Raw genomic sequence first — 22,114 nt, 5'->3', positions numbered from 1 at the left:
ATCGCAGCCGGGCGCCGGAGCGCAGGTCGGCCTGCGTGGGCCAGCCGGGTGAGCCGCCACCCGGCCGGATGCACCCGGTCCTCGGCCAGCGGGTCCGCGGTCGCCGCATCGGTATCGTGACTGGGCGTGCCACCCGGGCCGGCCCTCCCGCCCACGAGCGGGTCCGCCGAGGCCGGCCCCACCGATGTGAAGGAGCACGCATGAAGGTCCTGGTCACCGGAACCGAGGGGTACCTGGGGTGCCTGCTGGCCCCCCTCCTCGTCGAGGACGGGCACGACGTGACGGGCCTGGACACGGGCTACTACAAGCACGGCTGGCTGTACAACGGCGTGACGAGCACCGTCGCGACGATCGCCAAGGACATCCGCGAGGTGCAGGTCGAGGACCTGCGCGGCTTCGACGCGGTGGTCCACATGGCCGAGCTGAGCAACGACCCCCTGGGAGACCTCCTGGGCGAGGTCACCTACGAGGTGAACCACAAGGGCTCGGTGCGCCTGGCGACGGTGGCCAAGGAGGCCGGCGTCTCCCGCTTCGTCTACATGTCGAGCTGCTCGGTGTACGGCGTGGCCGAGGGCACCGTCGACGAGACCAGCCCGGTCAACCCGCAGACGGCGTACGCGATCTGCAAGGCCCGCGTCGAGCGCGACGTCGCCCCGCTGGCCGACGAGGCCTTCGCCCCGACGTTCCTGCGCAACGCGACCGCCTTCGGGGCGAGCCCGCGCATGCGCTTCGACATCGTGCTCAACAACCTCGCCGGGCTGGCCTGGACCACCGGGAAGATCGCCATGAACAGCGACGGCACCCCGTGGCGCCCGCTGGTGCACGGGCTCGACATCGCCCAGGCGATCCGCTGCGTGCTCACGGCGCCGGTCGAGGCCGTGCGCGGCGAGGTGCTCAACGTGGGCTCGAAGGAGCAGAACTACCAGGTGCGCGACATCGCCGAGAAGGTCGCCGCCGCCTTCCCGGGCTGCGAGCTGAGCTTCGGCCCGCCCAGCGCCGACAACCGCTCGTACAAGGTGAACTTCGACAAGATCAAGAAGGTCCTGCCGGAGTTCGAGTGCCAGTGGGACGCCGCCCGCGGCGCCCAGCAGCTGCACGACGTCTTCGAGGCCATCCAGCTGGACGAGGCCACGTTCACGGGCCGCGGCCACACCCGCCTCAAGCAGCTGGAGCACCTCCTCTCGACCGGGCAGATCGACGCAGAGCTGTTCTGGACCAGCAAGTGAGGATCGAGACCACCCCCATCGCAGGGGTGGCGATCGTCAGGATCGATCCGCACACCGACGAGCGCGGCTTCTTCGCCCGCTCGTTCGACAAGGAGGCGTTCGCCGAGGCCGGGCTCGACACCGAGCTCGTGCAGGCGAACATCTCCTACAACCGGCGCGCCGGCACCCTGCGCGGCATGCACTACCAGCTGCCCGTGGCCCCCGAGGCCAAGCTGGTGCGCTGCACCCGCGGCGCGCTGCTCGACCAGATCGTCGACGTGCGCCCGGAGTCCCCCACCTACCTGCAGCACGTGTCCGTGGAGCTCACCGCGGACAACCACGTGGCGCTGTACGTGCCGCCGATGTTCGCCCACGGGTTCATCACCCTGGTCGACGACACCGAGGCCACCTACAACGTCTCCGCGCCCTACACCCCGGGCGTGGAGCGAGGTCTGCGCCACGACGACCCCGACCTCGGCCTGACCTGGCCGCTGCCGGTGGCCGTCATCTCCGACAAGGACGCCTCCTGGCCCCTGCTGGCCGAGAGCGGCGGGAAGGCACCCTCGTGATCATCACTGACAGCGCCCTGGCGAAGCGGCAGCGCGAGGGCCGGCCCATCCGGGTCGGCATGGTCGGCGCGGGCTTCCAGGGGCGCGGTCTGGCCAACCAGATCATCAACAGCACCCCGGGCATGGAGCTGGTGGCGGTCGCCAACCGCACCGAGGCCAAGGGCCTGCGCGCCTACGAGGAGGCCGGGGTCGCCGCCAAGGTCGTCGACTCGCGCGCCCAGCTGGAGCGCAGCATCCGCGAGGGCGTCCCCGCCGTCGTCGCCGACGCCCTCGAGCTGGTGGCGGCCGACGGCGTCGACTGCGTCGTGGACGTGACCGGCGCCGTCGAGCACGGCGCGCGGGTGACGATGGCGGCCCTGGAGGCCGGCACGCCCGTCGTGACGATGAACGCCGAGCTGGACGCGACCGTCGGCCCCGAGATCGCCCGCCGCTTCGCCGCGGCCGGCGTGATGTTCACCGGCGCCGACGGCGACCAGCCCGGCGTGGAGGTCAACCTGCTGCGCTTCGTGCGCGGCATCGGCCTGACCCCCCTGGTGGCGGGCAACATCAAGGGCCTGCAGGACCCCTACCGCACCCCCACCACCCAGCAGGCCTTCGCCGAGAAGTGGGGCCAGGACCCCTGGATGGTCACGAGCTTCGCCGACGGCACGAAGATCTCCTTCGAGCAGGCGATCGTGGCCAACGCGTGGGGCATGACCGTGCCGAGGCGCGGGATGAACGGCTGGGACCACCACGGCCACGTCGACGAGCTGACCTCCCGCTACGACGTGGAGGAGCTGAAGGCCAAGGGCGGGGTCGTCGACTACGTCGTCGGCTCCAAGCCGGGTCCCGGCGTCTACGTGCTGGCCACGCACGACGACCCGAAGCAGCAGCACTACCTCAACCTCTACAAGCTGGGCGAGGGACCGCTGTACTCCTTCTACACGCCCTACCACCTGTGCCACTTCGAGGTGCCCACCACCGTGGTCCGCGCCGTCGACTTCGACGACGCCGCGCTCGTGGCCGCCGGTGACCTCAAGGTCGAGGTGCTCACCACCGCCAAGACCGACCTGGCGGCCGGCACCACCATCGACGGCCTCGGCGGCTACCACGTGTACGGCCAGGCCGAGGACGCCACCACCGCCCGCGAGCAGCACCTGCTGCCGCTCGGGCTCGCGCCCGGCTGCACGCTGAGGGTGGACGTCCCGAAGGACGCCGTGATCACGTACGACATGGTCGAGGTGCCGTCGGGGCGCCTGGTGGACGAGCTGCGCGCCGCGCAGGACGCCCGGCTGCAGCCGGTCTCCGCCGGCCGACCGTCCTGACGACCGGTCGAGAGGGGGGGCCTCGATGACGTCGCTGATCTCTGTGGTGGTGGCCGCGCTGGACGTGGAGGACGTCCTGCCGCGCCAGCTGGACGCGCTCGCCGCCCAGCGCGACCCCGGCCCGTGGGAGCTCGTCGTGGCCGACAACGGCTCGCGCGACGGGACCCGCGCGGTGGTCGACGCCTTCGCCGCCGCGCACCCCGAGCTCGACGTCCGCCTCGTCGACGCCAGCGCCCGGCGCGGCGCGGGCAGCGCCCGCAACGCCGGGGTCGAGCGCTCCCGCGGCGAGGTGGTCGCCTTCTGCGACGCCGACGACGTCGTCTCCCCCGGCTGGCTGGCCGCGTTGCGCGCGGGCCTGGCGGTGCACGACGTCGTGGCCGGCAGCTACTCCAGCGCCGGCCTCAACCCGGAGTGGCTGCGCCGCTCCCGGCCGGTGTCGCAGACGAGCGGGCTGCAGCCCGGGCCGTGCTCGCCGTGGCTGCCCCACGCCGGCGCCGGCAACCTCGCCCTGGGGCGGGGGCTGTTCGCCTCGGTCGGCGGGTTCGACCCGGACTGCCTGTACCTGGAGGACACCGACCTGTGCTGGCGGCTGCAGCTGCTGGCGGGTGCGCGGCTGGGCTTCTGGCCCGACGCCGCGGTGACCATGCAGCTGCGCGGGACGCTGCGGGGGTCGGTCCGCCAGGGGGCCACCTACGGCGCGGCCACCGCGTGGCTGCAGGCGCGCTACGCGCGGGTCCCCCCGGTGACCCCGGCGCCGGGGGCCGTGGAGGGGCGGGTCCACGACCGCCCGTGGTGGCTCCCGGACGGGGCCGACCGCGGCAGCCTCGGCTTCCTCCTCTGGCAGCTGGGCTGGCGCATGGGGTTCGCGGTGCGCCGGCTGCAGCTGCGCTCACCGCGGCGCCGCCCGGCGCCGCTGGTCCTGCCCACCTCCTCCTCCTCCCGGTGAGCGAGCGCAGCCGGCCGCGCCGCCGCCTCGTCCGCCGCCGCCAGCTGGGGGGCTTCGAGGCGGGCGGGCTGCCCGGCCCCTCCCGCGCGGGCCTGCTCGCCGGCGCCGCCGCGGGCTGGGCCGGCAGCCTGCACGCCGTGGACCCGCTGCCCGCCGAACCACCCCTGGTGGCCCTGACGTGGGACGACGGTCCCCACCCCGAGCACACCCCGCTGGTGCTGGACGCGCTGGCAGCAGCCGGCGCCCGCGCGACGTTCTTCGTGCTCGCGCTGGCCGCCGAGGCCCACCCCCACCTGGTGCGGCGCATGCTCGACGAGGGCCACGAGGTGGCCCTGCACGGGGTCGACCACGAGCGGCTCACGCTGCTGTCCGACCGCCGCGCGCTGGCCCGCGTGAGGGAGGGGCGCGACCGCCTCGCCGCGGTCACCGGCCAGGCCCCCCGCTGGTTCCGGCCCGCCTTCGGCGCGCACACGGTGCCCCTGGCCGCGGGGGTGCGGGCCCTGGGCCTGGTGCCGGTGCTGTGGTCGGCCTGGGGCCGGGACTGGGAGGACGACGACGCGGACGCCGCGGCCGACCGCGCCCTGGCCGCCGTCCACCCGGGCGCCGTCGTCCTGCTGCACGACGCCTACGGGGAGGCCCTCACCCGTCCCCAGGACCCCGGGCCGGACCTGGACCGCGGGCGGGTGGCCCGCCGCGTGCTGGGGGGCCTGGCCGCCACCGGCACCCGCTGCACCACGGTCGCGGAGCTCGTGGACGGACGCACCGCCGTGCTCTCGGCGGGGGCCCCGCAGCTGGTCTCCCTGCGCACCCGCGCGTGAGCCCGGCGCCCGCGGTGCGCTCCGCGGCTCGCCAGCTGCTCGGTCGCGCCGGGTGGAACGTCGCCGACCAGGTCCTCGTCAGCGCCACCAACCTGGTGCTGTCCTCGATGGTGGCCCTGGCGCTGACGCGCGAGGGCTTCGGCGCCTTCGCCGTGGCCTTCACCGTGTACTCGCTCATGATCGGCGGCGGTCGCGCGCTGGTGGCCCAGCCGCTCGTGGTGCGCCACACCGCCGACGGCACCGGGTTCCGGGAGGCCGCGCAGGCGGCCACCGGGGCCTCGGCCCTGCTGGGCCTGGCCTCCGGGCTGGTGGCGGTGGTGGTCGGGCTGACCCTCGAGGGCGACGTCGGGCCGGCGCTGGTGGCCATCGGGCTGCTGCTCCCCGGGCTGCTGCTGCAGGACATGTGGCGGCTCGTGTTCATCGCCCAGGGGCTGCCGGCGCGCGCCTTCGTCGTCGACGCGGTGTGGGCCGGTGGCCAGCTCGCCGCCGTGGCGGTGGTGCGGGCGATCGGCACGGCCACCGCCACCAGCCTGCTCGCCGCGTGGGGCCTGTCGGCACTGGTGGCGGCCCTGGTCGGGGGGTGGCGGTTCCGCGGGCACCCGCGGGTCACCGCCAGCGCGCGCTGGCTGGCCTCCCACCGCGACCTGCTCGGCTACTACGTCGCCGGGTTCCTCACCGTGCAGGGCGCCAACCAGGTGGCGCTGCTGCTCATCGCCGGCGTCGGCAGCCCCGCTGACAACGGCGCGCTGCGCGCGGCGCAGGTGGTGCTCGGGCCCCTCAACCTCCTGACGTACGCCCTGTCGGCGTTCGCCATGCCGGAGGTCGCCCGGCGGCGCCTCTCGGGGCGGCCTGCGCTGCTCGCCGGCGCGGCCATGTCCGCGGTGCTGGTCACGGCGACGCTGCTGTACGGCGCACTGGCGCTGCTCGTGCCGGACGCCTGGGGCGAGGCGGTGCTCGGGGAGAGCTGGGAGACCGGGCGCGAGGTCCTGCTGCCCTCGCTGGTCGGCGTGCTCGCGATCGCAGCCGGCTTCGGGGCGAGCACACTGCTGCTGTCGCTCGGGTACGCGCGGCAGGCCTTCTGGGCGACCTCGCTGCTGGCGCCGGGACTGGTCGGCCTCGGCGTGGGCGGGCTGGTGCTGGGAGGCGCTCCCGGTGCCGCTCTGGGGCTCTCGCTGGCCCAGGTGGTCGTGGCGCCCGTGCAGTGGGTCCTGGTCGTGGTGCTCGTGCGCCGCGGGGCGACGGGCCGGGGAGGACGGCGGTGAGGGACGGCACGGGCGGGGTCCCCCGCGTGCTGGTGGTGCTCGACCACCTGCGGCTCAACGGCGCCAACCAGCTCGCCGTGCAGGTCGCCTCCCGGTGGGCCGCTGACGGGGCCGCGCTGGCGGTCCTGACCGAGGTGCCCCCCGCCGAGGCGCTCCGCACGCCCCCGGCGCTCCGCGTGGTGCACCTGGCACGCAGCGGGCGGTCCCTGCGCGCGGCGCTGCCCGGGGCGCTGTGGAGGCTGTGGCGGCTGGCGCGCCGCGCCGACGTCCTGCTCACCGGCTCCGAGGTCGGCCCGGGGGTGCTCGTGGCCCGGGTGGTCAGCCTCCTGGCGCGCCGGCCCCTGGTCACCACCGTCCACGCCGACCTCGACGCCGCCACCGCCGAGTGGGTGCCTCGCCCGGTGGCCCCCCTGCTGCGCTGGGCCCACCGCACCGCTGACGCGGCGCTGTGCGTCGCCCCCGGGCTGGTGGCGGCCGTCGTCGCCAACGGGCTGCCGGCCGGCCGGGTCCACGTGGTCCGCAACGGCATCGACCTGGACGCGGTGCGCGCCGCCGGCGCGGCTCCCGCCCCCCTGGTGACCGGCCCCGGCCCCACGCTCGTGGCCACCGGGCGCATCGCGCACCAGAAGGGGTACGACCTCCTGGTGCGCGCCCACGCGCAGGTGGTGCGCGAGCACCCGCACCGCGTGGTGGTGCTCAACGACGGGCCGGACCGCGCAGCGGTGGAGGCCCTGGCCGCCCAGCTCGGCGTCACCGGCACCTTCCTCGTGCTGGGGCCCCTGCCCGCGCTGCCCGCGGTCGCGCGGGCCGACGCCTTCGTGCTGCCCTCCCGGCACGAGGGCCTGCCCCTGGCGCTGCTGGAGGCGATGGCGCTGGGCGCGCCCTGCATCGCGGCGGCCTCCTCCGACGGCGTGGTCGACGCCCTCGACGGCGGCCGCTGCGGCGCGCTGGTCCCGGTGGAGGACGTCGGGGCGCTGGCGGCGGCGATCAGCGCTCACCTGCAGGACCCGCGCGACCTGCAGGCCCGGGCCCGGGCCGCCGTGGAGCGCTCGGAGGAGTACGGGCTGGGCGCCATGGCGGACGGCTGGGCGCGCGTGGTGCGCGCTGCGGCCCGCTCCCGCGGGACCCGAGCGACCGGCGGGGCCGAGAGGACCGGGGGGACCGGGGAGACCGGGGGCACCGCCGCGTGAGAACGGGTGACGTGCCGGCGGTGCGCTGCGGGACCGGCGCGCGGGTGCCGATGCCCCTCGTGTGGACCTGCAGCGCGTCTCCCGCCGATCCCTGCTGACCGCGGCCGCAGCCCTGGGGGCGGCGGCCGCGCTCGGGCCGTCCGCGGCGGCGGCGCCGCGCGGGACCCTCCGGCGCCGCGCCGGCCAGGACCCCCGCTCCGAGCTGGTCGCCCTGCGCGGCAGCCGGTCCGGCCTGCCCTGGACCAGCGGCGCCTTCACCGCTCACGACCGGGGCGCCCTGGCGGCCTTCGAAGCCGGCCGTGGCCGGCCGCTGGACGCGTGCGCCGTCTTCACCAGCCGCGAGTCCGCGAGGGCGGGCCTGAACACCTGGTGGCTCGACGCCGCGCGACCGGTCACCGACGACGGCGGCTGGCTGCTGCTGGCGGTGCCCCTGTGGAACGACGACCAGGACCTGCGCAGCGACACCGCGTCGTTCTTCACCGGCGTCGGGGCGGCGCTCGCCTCCGCGGGGACGGCCCGGCGCACCCTCGTGCGGCTCGGCTGGGAGATGAACCTGCCGTCCTGGCGGCACCGCGTGACGCCGGCGAACAGGACCGCCTGGACCGCCGCCTTCCGCTCCGCCGTCGCGCACCTGCGCGCGGCGGCGCCGGGCGTCAGCGTGGTCTTCAACCCCAACGAGGGCGGTGACCAGACCGGCGTGCCGATGGCGTCGCTGGCCCTCGACCTGCTGGACAGCTACGAGTTCGTCGGTCCTGACCACTACAACTGGTACCCCGTGGTCAACGACGCCGCGACGTGGGAGTCCGTCTACCGCCGGCCCGGCGGCCTGCGGCAGTGGGAGCGCTTCGCGGCCGAGCACGGGAAGGGCTACGCGGTGCCCGAGTGGGGCGGCTACCCCGGTGCAGCGGCGGGCCGCGGCTCCGACGGCGCCTACTACGCCTCCCGCATGGTCGACAGGTTCCGCCAGGTCTCCGCCTCCGGCACCTCCGTCGTCGAGGCGTACTTCAACGAGCCCGCGCCCTACATCGCCAACGCCCTGTGGTCCCCCACGCAGATGCCGGCCCTGGCGCGGGCCTACCGGGCGGCGCTCGGCTGAGCCCGCCCGGGCTCCGCCCGCGGCCCGCGAGCGGGGTCCAGCCCGCCCCGCAGGGCGTCGGACACCGCCCGCGCGTTGCCCCGCAGCCTCTGGAGCCGCCACGGCCGCTCCGCCCCCCGCAGACCGGCGGCGTTGGCCACCAGGGCCCGCACCACGCCGGTCAGCGCCTCGCCCGCGGGCACGACCCCCGTGCGGCGCAGGTGCACCGGGTGGGCCACCTGGGCGTAGCCCAGCGGCTCCTGGCGCGCGGGCTCGTGGACGTGCGCGCCCCGGACCACCAGCGCCGGACCGGCGGCGTGCACCACGGAGCCGTGGCGCGAGGCCCGTCGGGCGAAGTCGACGCCCTCCAGCCAGGAGCCCGCCGCCAGCGCCTCGTCGAAGCGCTCGGGCAGCGGGGCGCCCTCGGGCGAGACCAGCCGCACGGCGAAGGCGCTGGGGTACACCTCCCGGGCGGGCCGCCAGGGGGGCTGCAGGGCGTCGGTGCGCTCGGCCGACAGCGCGGCCCGCGCCTCGTCGAGGCCGACCTCGCGGCCCGTCGCGGGGCCGTCCAGGAGCACCCGGCCCGTCAGCGCGACGACGCCGGGGTGGGCCCGCAGGAAGGCGAGCAGCTGCTCGAGGTGGTCGTGGCGGAGCAGGACGTCGTCGTCGAGGAACACCGCGGTGCGGGCTCCCGGCACCGCGGCGAGGGCCGCGTTGCGCCGGGCCGCGGCGCTGGCGCCGGTCACGACGAGGGCGCCCTCGGGCAGCTGCGCGCCCGGGCCGGGCGCGGTCCCCGGCGCCGCGGTGACGACGAGCCGGTGCGGCACCGACTGCGCCTGCACGCCCTCCAGCGCGTCGGCGAGCAGGCGCCCGTCCCCGGAGGCCATCACGACGACGGCGACGTCCGGACCGGTCAGGGAGGGCTCGGCCACCCTCCCATCCTGTCAGCCGCGCGCGCCGCCGAAGAAGGAGCGCACGCCGTCGACGACGCGGTCGATCGTCGCCGGGTCCATGTAGGGGTGCAGCGGCAGGGTGAGCACCTGGCTGGTGGCCAGGTCCGTCACGGGCAGCGGGCCGCGGCGCGAGCCGGAGTAGAAGCTGAACTCGTGGGCTCCCAGGAAGTGGATGCCCGAGCCGATGCCGCGCGCCTTGAGGTGGGCGATGAGGTCGGTGCGGCGTGAGCCGTCGCGCAGGCGGATGACGTAGATGTAGGGGGCCACGCCCTCCCAGTCGGTGTCGAACAGCTGCAGGTGGCCGGCCTCGGCGAGGTCGGCGAACGCGGCGTCGTACGCCTGGCAGTAGCTGCGGCGGTTGGCGATGAACTCGTCCACCAGGGCCAGCTGGGCCAGCCCGATGGAGGCGGGCACCGAGCCGAGGTGGCAGCGGAAGCCCTGGCGCACCACGTCGAACTCCCAGTTGCGCTGGTTCTTGTAGCGCGCGTCGGTGTCGGCGTCGATGCCGAGGTGGCGCAGCTCGTGCAGGGTCTGCACGTCGGCGGGGTCGCGGGTGACGATCGCCCCGCCCTCGAGGGTGGTGATCGTCTTCACCGGCCCGAAGCTGAAGCAGGTGATGTCGCCGAAGGAACCGACCGGGCGGCCGTCCGACACCGACCCGAAGGCGTGCGCGGCGTCCTCGATGACGCGCAGCCCGTGCTCGTCGGCGATCTCGAGCAGCTCGTCGAGCTGGCAGGGCAGGCCGAGGTAGTCGACGGCGAGGACCGCCTTCGTGTTCTCGGTGATGGCCTCGCGGACGCGCTGCGGGTCCAGGCACAGGCGCCGGTCCTCGACGTCGGCGAAGACCACCGAGGCGCCGGTGCGGCTCATGGCCTGGTGCCCGGCGACGTAGGTGAACGAGGGCGCGATGACCTCGTCGCCCGGGCCCAGGCCGACGAGCTGCCCGGCCAGGTGCAGCGCCTCGGTGCAGGAGTTGGTGGACACGGCGCGGCGGCCGCTCCGGCCGAGGTGGAGGAAGGACTCCAGGCCCACCTCGAAGTCCTGGCTGAGCTTGCCCATGCCGAGCCAGCCCACCTCGAGGGCCGAGCGGGCGGCCTCCTGGACCTCGGCGCCGAGGTAGGGGCGGTAGACCGGGACCGGCTCGTCGGGGCCCAGCGCGGGGTGGCGCAGGTCGTCCAGGGTGGCCACCCCGAGACCGGAGGGCGCGTCCTGGTCGGCGCCCAGGGTCTCGTCGAGGCTGCTGTCCAGGCTGGTGTCGGTGCTCATCGGTGTCCCTCTCCCCCTGCGCAGGTCTCCCGCTCCGCGTCGCCGAAGGTAGACGCTGCAGGTGGGACGGCGAAGCGCCTGTGGCCCACGTGACGCCCCCGGGGCCCGCACACCCCCCGTTCGGGTGATGCGCGAGCCGATGCGGCGCGTCCGGCACGCGGTCGAGCCCACCGTCCGGGGGTCACTAGGGTGGGTCGCGATCTCTGCTGGGGGCCCCGGAGCCCGCTGACACCGGGAGGACGCGTGGGACTCCGCCCTGGACGGCGCACGCGGTCCGCGTGGCGCGCGGCCACCGCCGTCACCGCAGCCCTGGCCGCCCTCGTCGGCACGGCGGCCGTGACCGCCCCGGCCGCCGCGGCCCCCGCACCCGCGGCGGCCACGGCGCCGTCCTGGCCGAGCGGCGTCTGGCTGCCCTCCCACGGCGTCGAGGACCACGAGGCCTTCGCGCGCTGGCGGGGGCGCCCCCTGCAGGTCGTCGTGGACGCCACCGACCGGCGCACGTGGGCGGACGCCACCCAGCCCCGCTGGCTCCTGGAGAAGTGGGCGGCCAGCACCGTGCCCACCGTCGTCATCAGCGTCGCCATGGTCCCCGACGAGCCCACCGCCACGCTGGCCACCTGCGCCGCCGGCACCGACGACGCCCACTGGGCCCGGTTCGGGCAGGAGGTCGCCGCCTCGGGGCTGGCCGACCGGCTGGTGCTGCGCCTGGGGTGGGAGCTCAACGGCGACTGGCAGAAGTGGTCCGCGCACGACCCCGCCGCCTTCGTCGCCTGCTGGCACCGCGTCCACGACGCCGTCGAGGCCGCAGCACCCGCCGTCCGCTGGGACTGGAACGTCAACCGCGGCGTGGGGCAGGGGCTGCCGGACGGTCGCGAGGCCTACCCGGGCGACGCCTACGTGGACGTCATCAGCGTCGACTCCTACGACGTCTTCCCCGCGGTGGTGGACGAGGCGACGTGGCAGGAGCACTACGCCGGGCCCTACGGGCTGCGGTTCTGGGCGGACTTCGCCGCGTCGCGCGGCAAGCGCTTCGGGGTCCCGGAGTGGGGCCTGTACCCCGGCCCCGGCAACACCGGCCCCAACGCCGGCGACAACCCCTTCTTCATCGCCAAGATGCACGGCTTCTTCGCCGAGGTCGCGCCGGACCTGGCGTACGAGGCGTACTTCAGCGAGGACATGGACTACTCGCGGTCCTCGATCTGGGGGCCGGACCTCAACCCCCGCGCCGCCAGCGCGTACGCCTCGCTCTTCGCCTCCTCCTGAGGAGTCCGGCTGCGGCCGCCGAGCGCGGCCGAGCCGCGCTCGGCGCCCTCGCGCTCACGCGTGCCGCAGCGCCGGCTCCGCCGGGTCCAGGTCGACGACGACCCCGCGGGGCGTCACCGCGGTGCGCAGCACCAGCAGGACCGCCCGCAGCGCGAGCAGCGCCCCGACCATCTCCAGCCCCTCCTCGAGGGCGTTGAGCAGCACGTACGCGGTGCTCTGCACCACCTCCGGGCCGCCGTCGGCCGAGGGGCGGGACAGGCCGGAGGACGCCGTCTCCACCACCAGGGCGCCCAGCAGGTAGACCAGCCCGGCCACGACCAGCCGCCGGCGCAGCCGGGGGGCCATCCGCCGCGCCACCAGGAGGAGCACCGCGCCCACGGCGACCGCGACGAGGGCGCCCGGGACGACCCACGAGAAGCGGAGCCCGGCGTCCACCCCCAGGAGGTCGGCCAGCAGCGCCAGCTGCTCGTGCAGCGAGGCCAGCTCATCCACCGACAGCAGGGCGGCGACCGCCGCGGGGACGGCGAGCGGCCAGGCGAGTGCGCCGCGTGCCCGCGAGAGGGTCGCGCCCAGCGCGAGGCCGACGGCGGTCGCCGCCAGGAGCGCGGCGGAGAAGTAGGTGGGCAGGTTGCCCTCCGCGTCGAGGTCCACCAGGCGGGCGGCCTCGTCCAGCCAGGCGTGGGGCATGGACGGGTCACCGGCGACGGCGTCGACGGCGAGCCTGACCGCCGGCCCCAGCACCACGAAGGCGGCGAGCAGCACCGCCAGCGGGCGCACGGCCCTGGCGGGGGACGCCCAGACCTCCGGGTGGACCGCGGGGCCGTGCCCGCGGCTGCCGCCCGGCTGCGGCGTGCTGCCGGCAGCCGTCCTCGCGCTCGTCCTGATCCGTGGTGCCATCCTCGGCGCCCCCTCGCTCGGCAGGGGCGCCGTCCTGCGCCCGACCCAGCGCCCATGGTGGCCTCGAGGAGACGCGGAGGTGAACAGCAGACGTCTCCAGAGCGGCCCAGCGCTCGCGACGGGCGCCGTCCGAGGGGCCGCGCGAGCCGTGCGTCACCACCGCTCGACCGGGAGTCGCCGCCGCACCAGCCGCCGCCGGCGCCCTCAGCCGGCGCTGGAGAGCACGGTCAGCCGGCGCTGGCCAGCACCGGCTGCTCGGCGGGCAGCACCGCGTCGAGCAGGGCCGTGGCCCACTCCAGCACCGCCCGGTCGCGCAGCGGCTGCCCGCCCACGCGGGCCGTCATCGGCTGCGGCACGAGGATGGTGCGCAGCGCGGGCTTGACGAGGGTGCCGGGGTAGAGCCGCTTGAGCCGCAGCTCGGCGCTCTCCCGCAGCTCCACCGGGGCGAACCTGACGTTCCGGCCCTGCAGCGACACCTCGCTGACGCCCGACGCCCGGGCCCGCACCCGGAAGCGGGCCACCGCCAGCAGGTTCTCCACCTGCTCGGTCGGCTCGCCGTAGCGGTCGACCAGCTCGGCGCGCACGGCGGCGACGTCGTCGTCGGAGGTGGCCGCCGCGAGCTTGCGGTAGGCCTCCAGGCGCAGCCGCTCGTGGGGCACGTAGTCGTGCGGGAGCAGGCCGTCGACCGGGAGCTCGATCTTGGCCTCGGGCAGGCCCTCCTCCTTCGGGCCGTCGCGGAACTCCGCCACGGCCTCGCCGACCAGGCGCACGTACAGGTCGAAGCCCACCCCGGCGATGTGCCCGGACTGCTCCCCGCCCAGCAGGTTGCCCGCGCCGCGGATCTCGAGGTCCTTCATGGCCACCTGCATGCCCGCGCCGAGGTCGGTGTGGGAGGCGATGGTCGCGAGCCTGTCGTGCGCGGTCTCCGTGAGCGGCTTCTCCCCCGGGTACATGAAGTAGGCGTAGGCGCGCTCGCGCCCGCGTCCGACGCGGCCGCGCAGCTGGTGCAGCTGGCTCAGGCCCAGCAGGTCGGCCCGCTCGAGGATCAGCGTGTTGGCGTTGGAGATGTCCAGGCCCGTCTCGACGATGGTGGTGCAGACCAGGACGTCGAAGCGCTTCTCCCAGAAGTCGACGATGACCTCCTCCAGGCGGTGCTCGGGCATCTTGCCGTGCGCGGTGGCGATGCGGGCCTCGGGAACCAGCTCGGCCAGGCGCGCGGCGGCCCTGTCGATCGACTCGACCTTGTTGTGCACGTAGAAGACCTGGCCCTCGCGCAGCAGCTCGCGCCGGATGGCCGCGGCGACCTGCTTCTCCTCGTAGGGGCCCACGTAGGTGAGCACCGGGTGCCGCTCCTCGGGCGGGGTGGCCAGCGTGGACATCTCGCGGATGCCGGTGACGGCCATCTCCAGGGTGCGCGGGATGGGTGTGGCGCTCATCGCGAGCACGTCGACGTTGGTGCGCAGCGTCTTGAGCAGCTCCTTGTGCTCCACGCCGAAGCGCTGCTCCTCGTCGATGATCACCAGGCCGAGGTCCTTGGCGCGGTACTCCCCGCCGAGGAGGCGGTGGGTGCCGATGACCACGTCGACGGTGCCGTCGGCCAGGCCGGCCTTGACCGCCTCGGACTCCTTGGGCGTGACGAAGCGCGACAGCGCCCGCACGGTGACGGGGAAGGGCGCGAAGCGCTCGGCGAAGGTCTCCAGGTGCTGCTGCACCAGCAGCGTGGTCGGCACGAGCACCATGACCTGCTTGCCGTCCTGCACGGCCTTGAAGGCGGCGCGCACGGCGATCTCGGTCTTGCCGTAGCCGACGTCGCCGCAGATGAGGCGGTCCATGGGCACGACGCGCTCCATGTCGGCCTTGACCTCGTCGATCGTGACCAGCTGGTCGGGCGTCTCCACGAAGGGGAAGGCGTCCTCCAGCTCGCGCTGCCAGGGGGTGTCGGCGGCGAAGGCGTGGCCGCGGGTGGCCATGCGGGCGCTGTAGAGCTTGATGAGGTCCCCGGCGATCTCCTTGACCGCCTTGCGGGCCCTCCCCTTGGTCTTGGCCCAGTCGGCGCCGCCCATCTTGTTCAGCGCCGGGGCCTCGCCGCCCACGTACCGCGTGACCTGGTCGAGGGTGTCGGTGGGCACGAACAGCCGGTCACCGGGCTGGCCCCGCTTGGAGGGCGCGTACTCGATGACGAGGTACTCCCGGGTGGCGCCCTGCAGGGTGCGCTGCACCATCTCCACGTACCGGCCGACGCCGTGCTGCTCGTGCACCACGAAGTCGCCGGTCTTGAGCTGCAGCGGGTCGACGGCGTTGCGGCGCTGGCGCGAGGGCATGCGCCGGGCGTCCTTGGCCGACATCGGGCCCGAGGTGCCGAGCACGTCGGCCTCGGTGAGCAGCGCCAGCTTCAGCTGCGGGGCGACGAACCCGTGGCCCAGGTGGGCGGTGGTGACCCTCACCACGCTCGGCTCGGGGACGTCGTCGACCTCCTCGGCGCGCGCGGCCGGCACGTCGGCGTCGCGCAGCACCTCGGCGAGGCGGTCCGCCGAGCCGTGCCCGGCGGCGGTGGCCACCAGGCGCCACCCGTCGCTGACCAGGGCGCGCAGGTCGGCCAGGGCCCGCGGCACGTCACCGGCGTACCCCTCGACCTCGCGCGCGCCGACCGTGACCACCACGGCGCTGTCGCTGGCGTCGAAGCTCGCTGCTCCTGACAGCTCCTCGTCGGCGGTGAAGGAGCTCAGCGACCACCACGGCCGGCCGGTGGTCAGCGCGTGCGCGCGCGTGGCGGCGAAGGTGGTGTAGCTGGCGCGGTCGAGCCCGAGGTCGACGGGCACCTGCCCGCCGGAGGCGGCGTTGGCCCACGCCGCGGCGAGGAACTCCTCGGAGGTGGCCACGAGGTCGTGCGCGCGGCTGCGGACCCGCTCGGGGTCGAGCACGACGACGTGCGTGCCGGGCGGCAGCACGTCGAGCAGCGGCTGCATGCCGTCGACCAGGGCCGGCGCGAGGGACTCCATGCCCTCCACCGCGATGCCGCCGGCGATCTTGTCGAGCATCTCGGCGGCACCCGGGAGCTGCTCCTTGAGCGCGGCGGCGCGGCGCCTCACCTCGTCGGTGAGCAGCAGCTCGCGGCACGGCGGCGCCCACAGGCCCTCGGGCACCACCTCCAGCGAGCGCTGGTCGGCCACGGAGAAGGCGCGGACCTCGTCGACCTCGTCGCCGAAGAGCTCGACCCGCAGCGGGTGGTCTGCCGTGGGCGGGAAGACGTCGAGGATGCCGCCGCGCACGGCCACGTCACCGCGTCGCTCGACCATCTCGGTGCGCGTGTAGGCGGCCGCGGCCAGGTCGGCCACCACCTGCTCGAGGTCGACGACGTCACCGGCGCGCAGCTGCACCGGGCGCAGGTCGCCCAGGCCGCTCACCAGCGGCTGGAGGACGGCCCGCACGGGGGCCACCACGACCTTCACGGGTCCGTCCTCGGCGCCCAGCTCACCGGGGTGGGCCAGGCGGCGCAGGACGGCGAGGCGGCGGCCCACGGTGTCCGAGCGGGGCGAGAGGCGCTCGTGCGGCAGCGTCTCCCAGCTGGGGAACTCCACCACCGACGTCGGCTCGAGGTAGCAGCGCAGCGCGGCGGCGAGGTCCTCGCACTGGCGGCCGGTCGCGGTCACCGCCAGCACCGTGCGTCCCGCGCCGCCGGCCTCCGGGGCGCTGGCGAGCGCGGCCAGCAGGGCGGGACGGGCACCGGGAGGGGCGGCGGCCTCGAGGAGGGGGACGTCGCCGGAGCGGGCGTTCGCGACGGCGAGGGAGAACCCGCGGTCGGGCAGCAGGGCGGAGACGATCCCAGTCAGCGGCACGAGCACCCAGGGTAGGTCGCCGCACCGACAGGTGCCGTCCCGCGCCGGGCCGGCGGCGCCGCGTTCGCCGAGGGCGAGCAGACGGCGCCCGCCGGTCAGGCCGGGGCGAGGCCCGCGGCGGTCCCGCCCGTGACCTCCGGGCCCTGCGGGGACGGGCAGGGCAGCGGCGGCAGCGAGCCCGGCAGGGCGCGCGCCCCCTCCGGCACGGGCGCCGGTGCGGGCGGCGTGGCGCCCGTGAGCAGGTCGGCGGCCTTCTCGGCCAGCACCACGACCGGGGCGTAGCTGTTGCCGTTGGGCAGCAGCGGGATGGCGGAGGCGTCCACCACGCGCAGGCCGGCCACGCCGTGCACCTGCAGCGTGGCCGGGTCGAGCACGGCGGCGTCGTCCACGCCCATGCGCGCCGTCGACGTCGGGTGCAGCCCCGTGCGGGCGGTGCGCTGCACGAAGGCCAGCAGCTCGGCGTCCGTCACGACGTGCGCGCCGGGGACCACCTCACCGCCGTCGTAGGGCGCGAAGGCGGGCTGGGAGAGCAGCTCGCGCACGGTCCGCAGCACCCGCACCCACGCCTGCCGGTCGCCCTCGGTGGAGAGGTAGCCGTTGCGGATGAGCGGCGCCGCGGCGGGGTCCGCGCAGCGCAGGGTCACGCTGCCCCGGGAGGTGACCCGCCCGGGGTAGGCGTAGAGCTGGTACCCGTCGCCCTCGACCGCGGGCATGCCGGCCACGGGCCACACCAGGCTGGAGAAGAACACCGTGGCCTCGGGGACCAGCTGCTCGGGGCTGGTGCGCAGGAAGCCGCCGGCCTCGATGTGCGTGCTCGCCCCGGGGCCCGAGCCGAGCGCCAGCCACTGCGCCGCCGCGGCCAGCAGGTGGGGCCTGTGCTTGAGGCGGGCCGTGCTCACCGGCCGGCTGCACCGGTGCTGCACGAAGGCGCCGAGGTGGTCCTGCAGGTCGCGCCCCACGCCGGGCAGGTCGTGCACCACCTCGACGCCGGCGGCGGCCAGCTCCTCGCGCGGGCCGATGCCCGACAGCAGCAGCAGCTTGGGCGTCTCGAAGGCGCCGGCGGCCAGCACCACCTCACCGGCGCGCACCTCCTGCTCCGGGCCGGGCGCACCGCCAGCGGGGTCCAGGTCCCGGTAGCGCACGCCGACCGCGCGCCCGCCCTCCACGAGCACGCGGGTCACCAGCGTGCTCGTGCGCACCCGCAGCGCGGACCGGCCGGCGCGCGAACGCCGGTGCGGGGTGAGGTAGGCGTCGGCCGCCGTCACCCGCCGGCCGCGGTGCTGGGCCTTCTCGAAGCGGCCGACGCCGTCCTGGACGTCGTTGGGGTCGCTGGCCACCGGGTGCCCGGCCTGGCGGGCGGCCTCGAAGAAGGCCTCGTGCAGGGGGCTGTCCGCCGGGTCGGGGGTGAGCACGTGCGCGCCGGTGAGCCCGCGGCTGGTGCCCGCGGCCGGGGCGAGCGCCGCCTCGGCGCGCTGGAAGTAGGGCAGCAGGTGGGCGTAGTCCCAGCCCGGCTCACCGGTGAGGGCCGCCCAGCCGTCGTAGTCGGCGGCGTGCCCGCGCTGGTAGAGCATCCCGTTGATGGCGCTCGAGCCGCCCAGCACCCTGCCGCGCGGGTGGCTGATCCTGCGGCGCAAGAGCCAGGGCTCCTCCTCGCCGGTGTACCTCCAGTCGTAGCGGGGGTCCCCGACCGCGCGGTACATGCCCAGCGGCATCCGCAGCTCGACGTCCCAGGGGCGCACCGGCGCGCCGGCCTCGAGCACCAGCACCGACCCGGCGCCGCGCTCCACGGCCCGCCCGGCCACCACGCTGCCCGCCGAGCCGCCGCCGACGACGACGACGTCGACGTCGACAGGCCTCGTCGACCTCCCTGGGCCGCGGGCGTCCCGCCGCGCTCGCGGGGCAGCCTCTGCGTGGCCGTGCACCGGCCACCTCCTCGTCCGGGTCAGCTCGTTCCTGGTGCCTCAGCGCTGCGAGCGGCCCCCCGGCGCCCTCCACCCTGACGGTAGCCCTGCGTGACGCCCGTGGACGGGCGACGCGCGGTCTGCCGCCAGCACACCACCCGAACGGGGCCGACTCCACCATGGCCGGTGAATGGCCTGGTCAAGGATCGGTCAAGCCTCGGTCAAGGCGCGGTCACGCCTGGCTGCGGGCCCAGGCAGGCGGACGGCCGGGCCGGGCCGGTCGCCGGTGCGGAGGGTGGTCGCGACCGGCCTCCGGGGACGCAGCGTCACCGCCGTCAGGCGCGCCCCGCGACCGGGTGCACGAGGTCGGGGGTGACCTCGGCGACGCTGGCCGCGCCCGCGAGCGCCATGACGTGGGCCAGGTCGGAGACCACCTCGGCCAGGCACTCCCGCGCCGCCTGGGCGCCGCCGGCGGCCAGCGCCCACAGCACGGGCCGGCCGATCAGCACGCCGTCGGCGCCGAGCGCCAGGGCCGTGAGCACGTCGGTGCCGGTGCGCACGCCGCCGTCGACCAGCACCACCGGGGCGTGCCCCGAGGGCAGCGGACCCGCTGTGCGGGTGTGCTCGCGCACGGCGGCGGCCACCTCGGGCAGCGCCAGCGCGCTGGGGACCGAGCGGTCCAGCTGGCGCCCGCCGTGGTTGGAGACCACCACGCCCGCGGCGCCGGCCTGCAGGCACGCGACCGCGTCGTCGCCGCGCAGCACCCCCTTGACCAGCACCGGCAGCCCGGAGACCTCCGCCAGCCAGGCGATGGTGCCCAGGTCGGTGGTCGGGTCCTGCTCGGCGGCGGCGCGCTGGTCGGCCACGGCCAGCTCCGCTCCCCCGGCCGCCACCCGCTCGGCGAAGTGCGGCGCGAGGTTGACCAGGAAGTGGTCGTCGGGGACGGAGAGCCGGGTGCCGGAGACGCGCCGCTTGCGGCCCACGTAGGGGGTGTCGCCGGTGAGCACCAGGGCGCCGGCGCCGGCCGCCACCGCGCGGCGCACCAGCGCCTCGGTCAGGGAGCGGTCCTTCATGACGTAGACCTGGAACCACCAGGGCGCGCCGTGCTCGGCGGCCGCAGCGGCGACCTCCTCCAGCGAGCGCGAGGAGCGGGTCGACAGGCCCAGCAGGCCGCCGCCCGCGCCGGCGGCCGCGGCAGTGGCCAGCTCGCCGTCGTCGGTGGCGAGGGCGTGGAAGGCCATGGGGGCGATGCCCACGGGGTGCGCCAGGCGCTGGCCGAGCAGGGTGGTGGCGGTGCTCACCGCGCCGACGTCCCGCAGCACCCGCGGGCGCAGCCGGTAGCTGCTCCACGCCTGCGCGCCCTCGCGACGGGTGACCTCGTCCCCGGCGCCGGCGTCGTAGTAGTCCAGGACCTCCGGCGGCAGCGCGGCGGCGGCCGCCTCGCGCTGGGCGCGGAGCAGGGGAAGGCCCCCCGGCGCTGGCGCCGAGGGGCCCTGGGGTGCGGTGGGCACCGGGCTCAGTCCTCCCAGATCTTCCACTCGGCCCGGCCGGCGTCCCACAGGCCGTTGAGCTCCTTCCAGTCGCGGAAGGTGTCCATGCCCAGCCAGTAGCCCTCGTGCTTGTAGACGCCCAGCTCACCGTCGCGGGCCAGGCGGCCCAGGGGGGCGTGCTCGAGCATCTCCTCGGTGCGGTCGGCGTCGAGGTAGCCCTCCACGAAGGAGCGCTCGAAGAAGAAGAAGCCGCCGTTGACGTAGTCGGTCTGGGTGGTGGGCTTCTCGTTGAACTCCTTCACGGAGTCGCCCTCGACCTGCATCTCGCCGTAGCGGCCGCTGGGGTGGACCCCGGTCAGGGTGCCGGTCGCCCCGGAGGCCACGTGCTGGGCGAGCGCTGCGGTGACGTCCACCGAGCCGATGCCGTCACCGTAGGTGAGCGCGAAGCGGGGGGCGTCGAGGTACTTCGCGGCGCGGGCGATGCGGGCGCCGGTGGCCGTGGTCAGCCCCGTCTCGACGAAGGTGATCTCCCAGTCCTCGTCGGAGGTGTCGGTGTGGAACTCCAGCGGCTTGGCGCCGTTGGTGTGCAGCGTGAGGTCGGAGGAGCGCACGCGGCTGTCCAGGAAGTAGGACTTGATCATGTCGCCCTTGTAGCCCAGGCAGAGCACGAAGCGGCGGAAGCCGTGGGCGGAGTAGAGCTTCATGATGTGCCACAAGATGGGTCGGCCGCCGACGTCGACCAGGCCCTTGGGCAGCTGCTCGCTGGCCTCGCGCAGCCGCGTGCCCATGCCCCCGCACAGGATCACCACGGGGATTTCGGCGGGCTGCGCGCTGTGCTGCGCTGCCCCGTCGCTGCTGGCTGCGGTCATGGGGAAGTCCTCCTGGAGGGCCTGCGGTGCGATCCCGGCCACTGTAGGAGGGCCGGCGACTGGTCACTCACAGCGATGGACCCGACCGGGCGACGCCCGGTCGGGTCCAGGTGGCGGCCCGCTGCGCCGTGGCGCCGCGGGTCTCAGACGTTGTAGGTGCTGCCCTGGTCGTCCACGACGGCGTCGGCGTCGTCGAACCAGTGGCCGTCGTGGCCGAGGTAGCGGAAGTGCACGGCCGAGCCCTTGGGCACGGTGACGGTGGCCGAGCGGCTGCCGTTGGAGCGCTTCTTCATCACGTGGGCGAAGGGGCTCCAGTCGTTGAAGTTGCCCACGACCGAGACGGGCTCGGCGTACTCCTCCGCGGACAGCGAGAACGTCACCTTGACGTCCTCGGACCCCTTGGTCGTCTTGGTGGTGATCGTCACTGTCGGTCTCCTCGACGCTTCGCTGGCCGCCTCCGATCAGGTGGCGCTGTGGCGCACCGTACCGGAGCGCGACACGCCGCTTCCACCTGCGCGGTCGCTCCCAGCACTTGACTGGCGCGGCACCGGCGCGCTCCGCGCCGGGGACGCCGAGCGCGGCCTGGCGCTCACCGCGGGCCGTGGAAGCGCTGCTGGGCGGCCTCGAGCCCGTCGGTGATGACCGCCTCGACGGCGTCAGCGGCGTCGGACAGCAGGAAGGGCAGCTCCTTGCGCTCGGCGGTGGAGAAGCCGCGCAGCACGAAGTCGGCGGGGTCCATCCGTCCGGGCGGTCTGCCGATGCCCACGCGCACGCGCACGTAGTCCTTGGTCGCCAGGGCCTTGCTGATGTCGCGCAGCCCGTTGTGGCCGCCCTCGCCGCCGCCGCGCTTGAGGCGCACGACGCCGGCGTCGACGTCGAGCTCGTCGTGGACGGCGATGACGCGCCGCGGGTCCACGCCGTAGAAGCGGGCCAGGCCGGCGGTGGGACCGCCGGACTCGTTCATCCACGAGGTGGGCTTGGCCAGCACCACCCGCTGGCTGTCGGGGCCGGGCGGGCCCAGGCGCACCTCCGCCACGGCCGCCCGGTGCTTGGACGCCTTGAAGCCGGTGCGCTGGCGGGAGGCGAGCTCGTCGAGCACCATCGCGCCCACCGTGTGGCGGTCGGCGGCGTGCTCGGGGCCGGGGTTGCCCAGGCCCACGACGAGCCAGGGGCCGGGGGGGGGGGGGGGGGGGGGGCCCCCCCCCCCCCCCCCCCCGGGGGGGGGGGGGGGGGGCCCCCCCCCCCCCCCCCCCCCCCCCCCCCCCCCCCC

The 22,114-nt window shown here is 75.8% G+C and carries 18 protein-coding genes; 9 read left to right on the top strand and 9 right to left on the bottom strand.

Going from position 1 to position 22,114, the window contains the following annotated elements; translation table 11 throughout:
• The first annotated feature begins 200 nt into the window (after nt 1–200).
• The 8 genes from ACUN9U_RS00090 to ACUN9U_RS00055 all read left to right on the top strand — a co-directional run bounded on the left by ACUN9U_RS00090 (nt 201) and on the right by ACUN9U_RS00055 (nt 8,390).
• Nucleotides 201–1,226 (top strand): NAD-dependent epimerase/dehydratase family protein, encoded by a 1,026-nt coding sequence (locus ACUN9U_RS00090; protein ID WP_445482885.1) that lies wholly within the window; start codon nt 201–203, stop codon nt 1,224–1,226.
• A complete protein-coding gene (gene rfbC / locus ACUN9U_RS00085; RefSeq protein WP_445482884.1) occupies nt 1,223–1,774 on the top strand; it encodes a dTDP-4-dehydrorhamnose 3,5-epimerase in 552 nt (183 codons plus the stop codon). Before ACUN9U_RS00090 ends, rfbC begins: the two co-directional genes overlap by 4 nt.
• Nucleotides 1,771–3,078 carry an NAD(P)H-dependent oxidoreductase gene (locus ACUN9U_RS00080; protein WP_445482883.1) on the top strand — a complete coding sequence of 436 codons (1,308 nt, stop codon included), beginning with the start codon at nt 1,771–1,773 and terminating at the stop codon, nt 3,076–3,078. The genes rfbC and ACUN9U_RS00080 overlap by 4 nt, the downstream gene beginning before the upstream one ends.
• Nucleotides 3,079–3,103: 25 nt before the next feature.
• Nucleotides 3,104–4,024 (top strand): glycosyltransferase family 2 protein, encoded by a 921-nt coding sequence (locus ACUN9U_RS00075; RefSeq protein ID WP_445482882.1) that lies wholly within the window; start codon nt 3,104–3,106, stop codon nt 4,022–4,024.
• Entirely contained in the window at nt 4,021–4,842 is an 822-nt protein-coding gene (locus ACUN9U_RS00070; RefSeq protein WP_445482881.1) for a polysaccharide deacetylase family protein, read from the top strand. The genes ACUN9U_RS00075 and ACUN9U_RS00070 overlap by 4 nt, the downstream gene beginning before the upstream one ends.
• Nucleotides 4,839–6,104: a hypothetical protein gene (locus ACUN9U_RS00065; RefSeq protein ID WP_445482880.1), complete on the top strand. Its 1,266-nt coding sequence runs from the start codon at nt 4,839–4,841 to the stop codon at nt 6,102–6,104. The genes ACUN9U_RS00070 and ACUN9U_RS00065 overlap by 4 nt, the downstream gene beginning before the upstream one ends.
• Nucleotides 6,101–7,294, top strand: a complete 1,194-nt coding sequence (locus ACUN9U_RS00060) for a glycosyltransferase (protein ID WP_445482879.1) — start codon at nt 6,101–6,103, stop codon at nt 7,292–7,294. Before ACUN9U_RS00065 ends, ACUN9U_RS00060 begins: the two co-directional genes overlap by 4 nt.
• 61 nt (nt 7,295–7,355) lie before the next feature.
• Entirely contained in the window at nt 7,356–8,390 is a 1,035-nt protein-coding gene (locus ACUN9U_RS00055) for a hypothetical protein (RefSeq protein WP_445482878.1), read from the top strand.
• On the opposite strand, the gene ACUN9U_RS00050 is transcribed toward ACUN9U_RS00055, so the two are convergent.
• Complete coding sequence (locus tag ACUN9U_RS00050; protein WP_445482877.1) at nt 8,369–9,301, bottom strand: glycosyltransferase family A protein; 933 nt, start codon at nt 9,299–9,301, stop codon at nt 8,369–8,371. The two genes, ACUN9U_RS00055 and ACUN9U_RS00050, sit on opposite strands and share 22 nt — an antisense overlap.
• A 12-nt stretch (nt 9,302–9,313) precedes the next feature.
• Complete coding sequence (locus ACUN9U_RS00045; protein WP_445482876.1) at nt 9,314–10,588, bottom strand: DegT/DnrJ/EryC1/StrS family aminotransferase; 1,275 nt, start codon at nt 10,586–10,588, stop codon at nt 9,314–9,316.
• A gap of 243 nt (nt 10,589–10,831) precedes the next feature.
• Between ACUN9U_RS00045 and ACUN9U_RS00040 the strand changes: the two genes are divergently transcribed.
• A complete protein-coding gene (locus ACUN9U_RS00040) occupies nt 10,832–11,851 on the top strand; it encodes a glycoside hydrolase family 26 protein (protein WP_445482875.1) in 1,020 nt (339 codons plus the stop codon).
• A gap of 54 nt (nt 11,852–11,905) precedes the next feature.
• On the opposite strand, the gene ACUN9U_RS00035 is transcribed toward ACUN9U_RS00040, so the two are convergent.
• From ACUN9U_RS00035 to pth, 7 genes are all read right to left on the bottom strand, one after another.
• The gene (locus ACUN9U_RS00035; protein WP_445482874.1) at nt 11,906–12,748 is read right to left on the bottom strand and encodes a hypothetical protein; all 843 of its coding nucleotides are present in this window, start codon (nt 12,746–12,748) and stop codon (nt 11,906–11,908) included.
• Between the two features lie 227 nt (nt 12,749–12,975).
• Nucleotides 12,976–16,584: a transcription-repair coupling factor gene (gene mfd / locus ACUN9U_RS00030; protein WP_445482873.1), complete on the bottom strand. Its 3,609-nt coding sequence runs from the start codon at nt 16,582–16,584 to the stop codon at nt 12,976–12,978.
• Between the two features lie 95 nt (nt 16,585–16,679).
• Nucleotides 16,680–18,506: a GMC family oxidoreductase N-terminal domain-containing protein gene (locus ACUN9U_RS00025; protein ID WP_445482872.1), complete on the bottom strand. Its 1,827-nt coding sequence runs from the start codon at nt 18,504–18,506 to the stop codon at nt 16,680–16,682.
• 314 nt (nt 18,507–18,820) lie between these two features.
• A complete protein-coding gene (locus ACUN9U_RS00020) occupies nt 18,821–19,996 on the bottom strand; it encodes an alpha-hydroxy acid oxidase (protein ID WP_445482871.1) in 1,176 nt (391 codons plus the stop codon).
• Between the two features lie 5 nt (nt 19,997–20,001).
• A complete protein-coding gene (locus ACUN9U_RS00015) occupies nt 20,002–20,844 on the bottom strand; it encodes a sugar phosphate nucleotidyltransferase (protein ID WP_445482870.1) in 843 nt (280 codons plus the stop codon).
• A 143-nt stretch (nt 20,845–20,987) separates the two neighbouring features.
• Complete coding sequence (locus tag ACUN9U_RS00010) at nt 20,988–21,269, bottom strand: isoamylase early set domain-containing protein (protein ID WP_445482869.1); 282 nt, start codon at nt 21,267–21,269, stop codon at nt 20,988–20,990.
• Nucleotides 21,270–21,433: 164 nt separating this feature from the next.
• On the bottom strand, nt 21,434–22,003 hold the full coding sequence (pth, locus tag ACUN9U_RS00005) for an aminoacyl-tRNA hydrolase (protein WP_445482868.1): 570 nt from the start codon (nt 22,001–22,003) through the stop codon (nt 21,434–21,436).
• Between the last annotated feature and the right edge of the window lie 111 nt (nt 22,004–22,114).

The organism is Quadrisphaera sp. KR29 (genome assembly GCF_052644995.1).
Note: the sequence above shows the minus strand (reverse complement) of the source record. Positions and strands in the feature narration are given on the sequence as shown.

Excerpts from the sequence above, each read along its gene's own strand:
- ACUN9U_RS00090 (WP_445482885.1), top strand. The coding sequence starts at position 201 with ATGAAGGTCCTGGTCACCGGAACCGAGGGGTACCTGGGGTGCCTGCTG.
- ACUN9U_RS00075 (WP_445482882.1), top strand. The coding sequence starts at position 3,104 with ATGACGTCGCTGATCTCTGTGGTGGTGGCCGCGCTGGACGTGGAGGAC.
- ACUN9U_RS00045 (WP_445482876.1), bottom strand. The coding sequence starts at position 10,588 with ATGAGCACCGACACCAGCCTGGACAGCAGCCTCGACGAGACCCTGGGC.
- ACUN9U_RS00035 (WP_445482874.1), bottom strand. The coding sequence starts at position 12,748 with ATGGCACCACGGATCAGGACGAGCGCGAGGACGGCTGCCGGCAGCACG.
- ACUN9U_RS00015 (WP_445482870.1), bottom strand. The coding sequence starts at position 20,844 with ATGACCGCAGCCAGCAGCGACGGGGCAGCGCAGCACAGCGCGCAGCCC.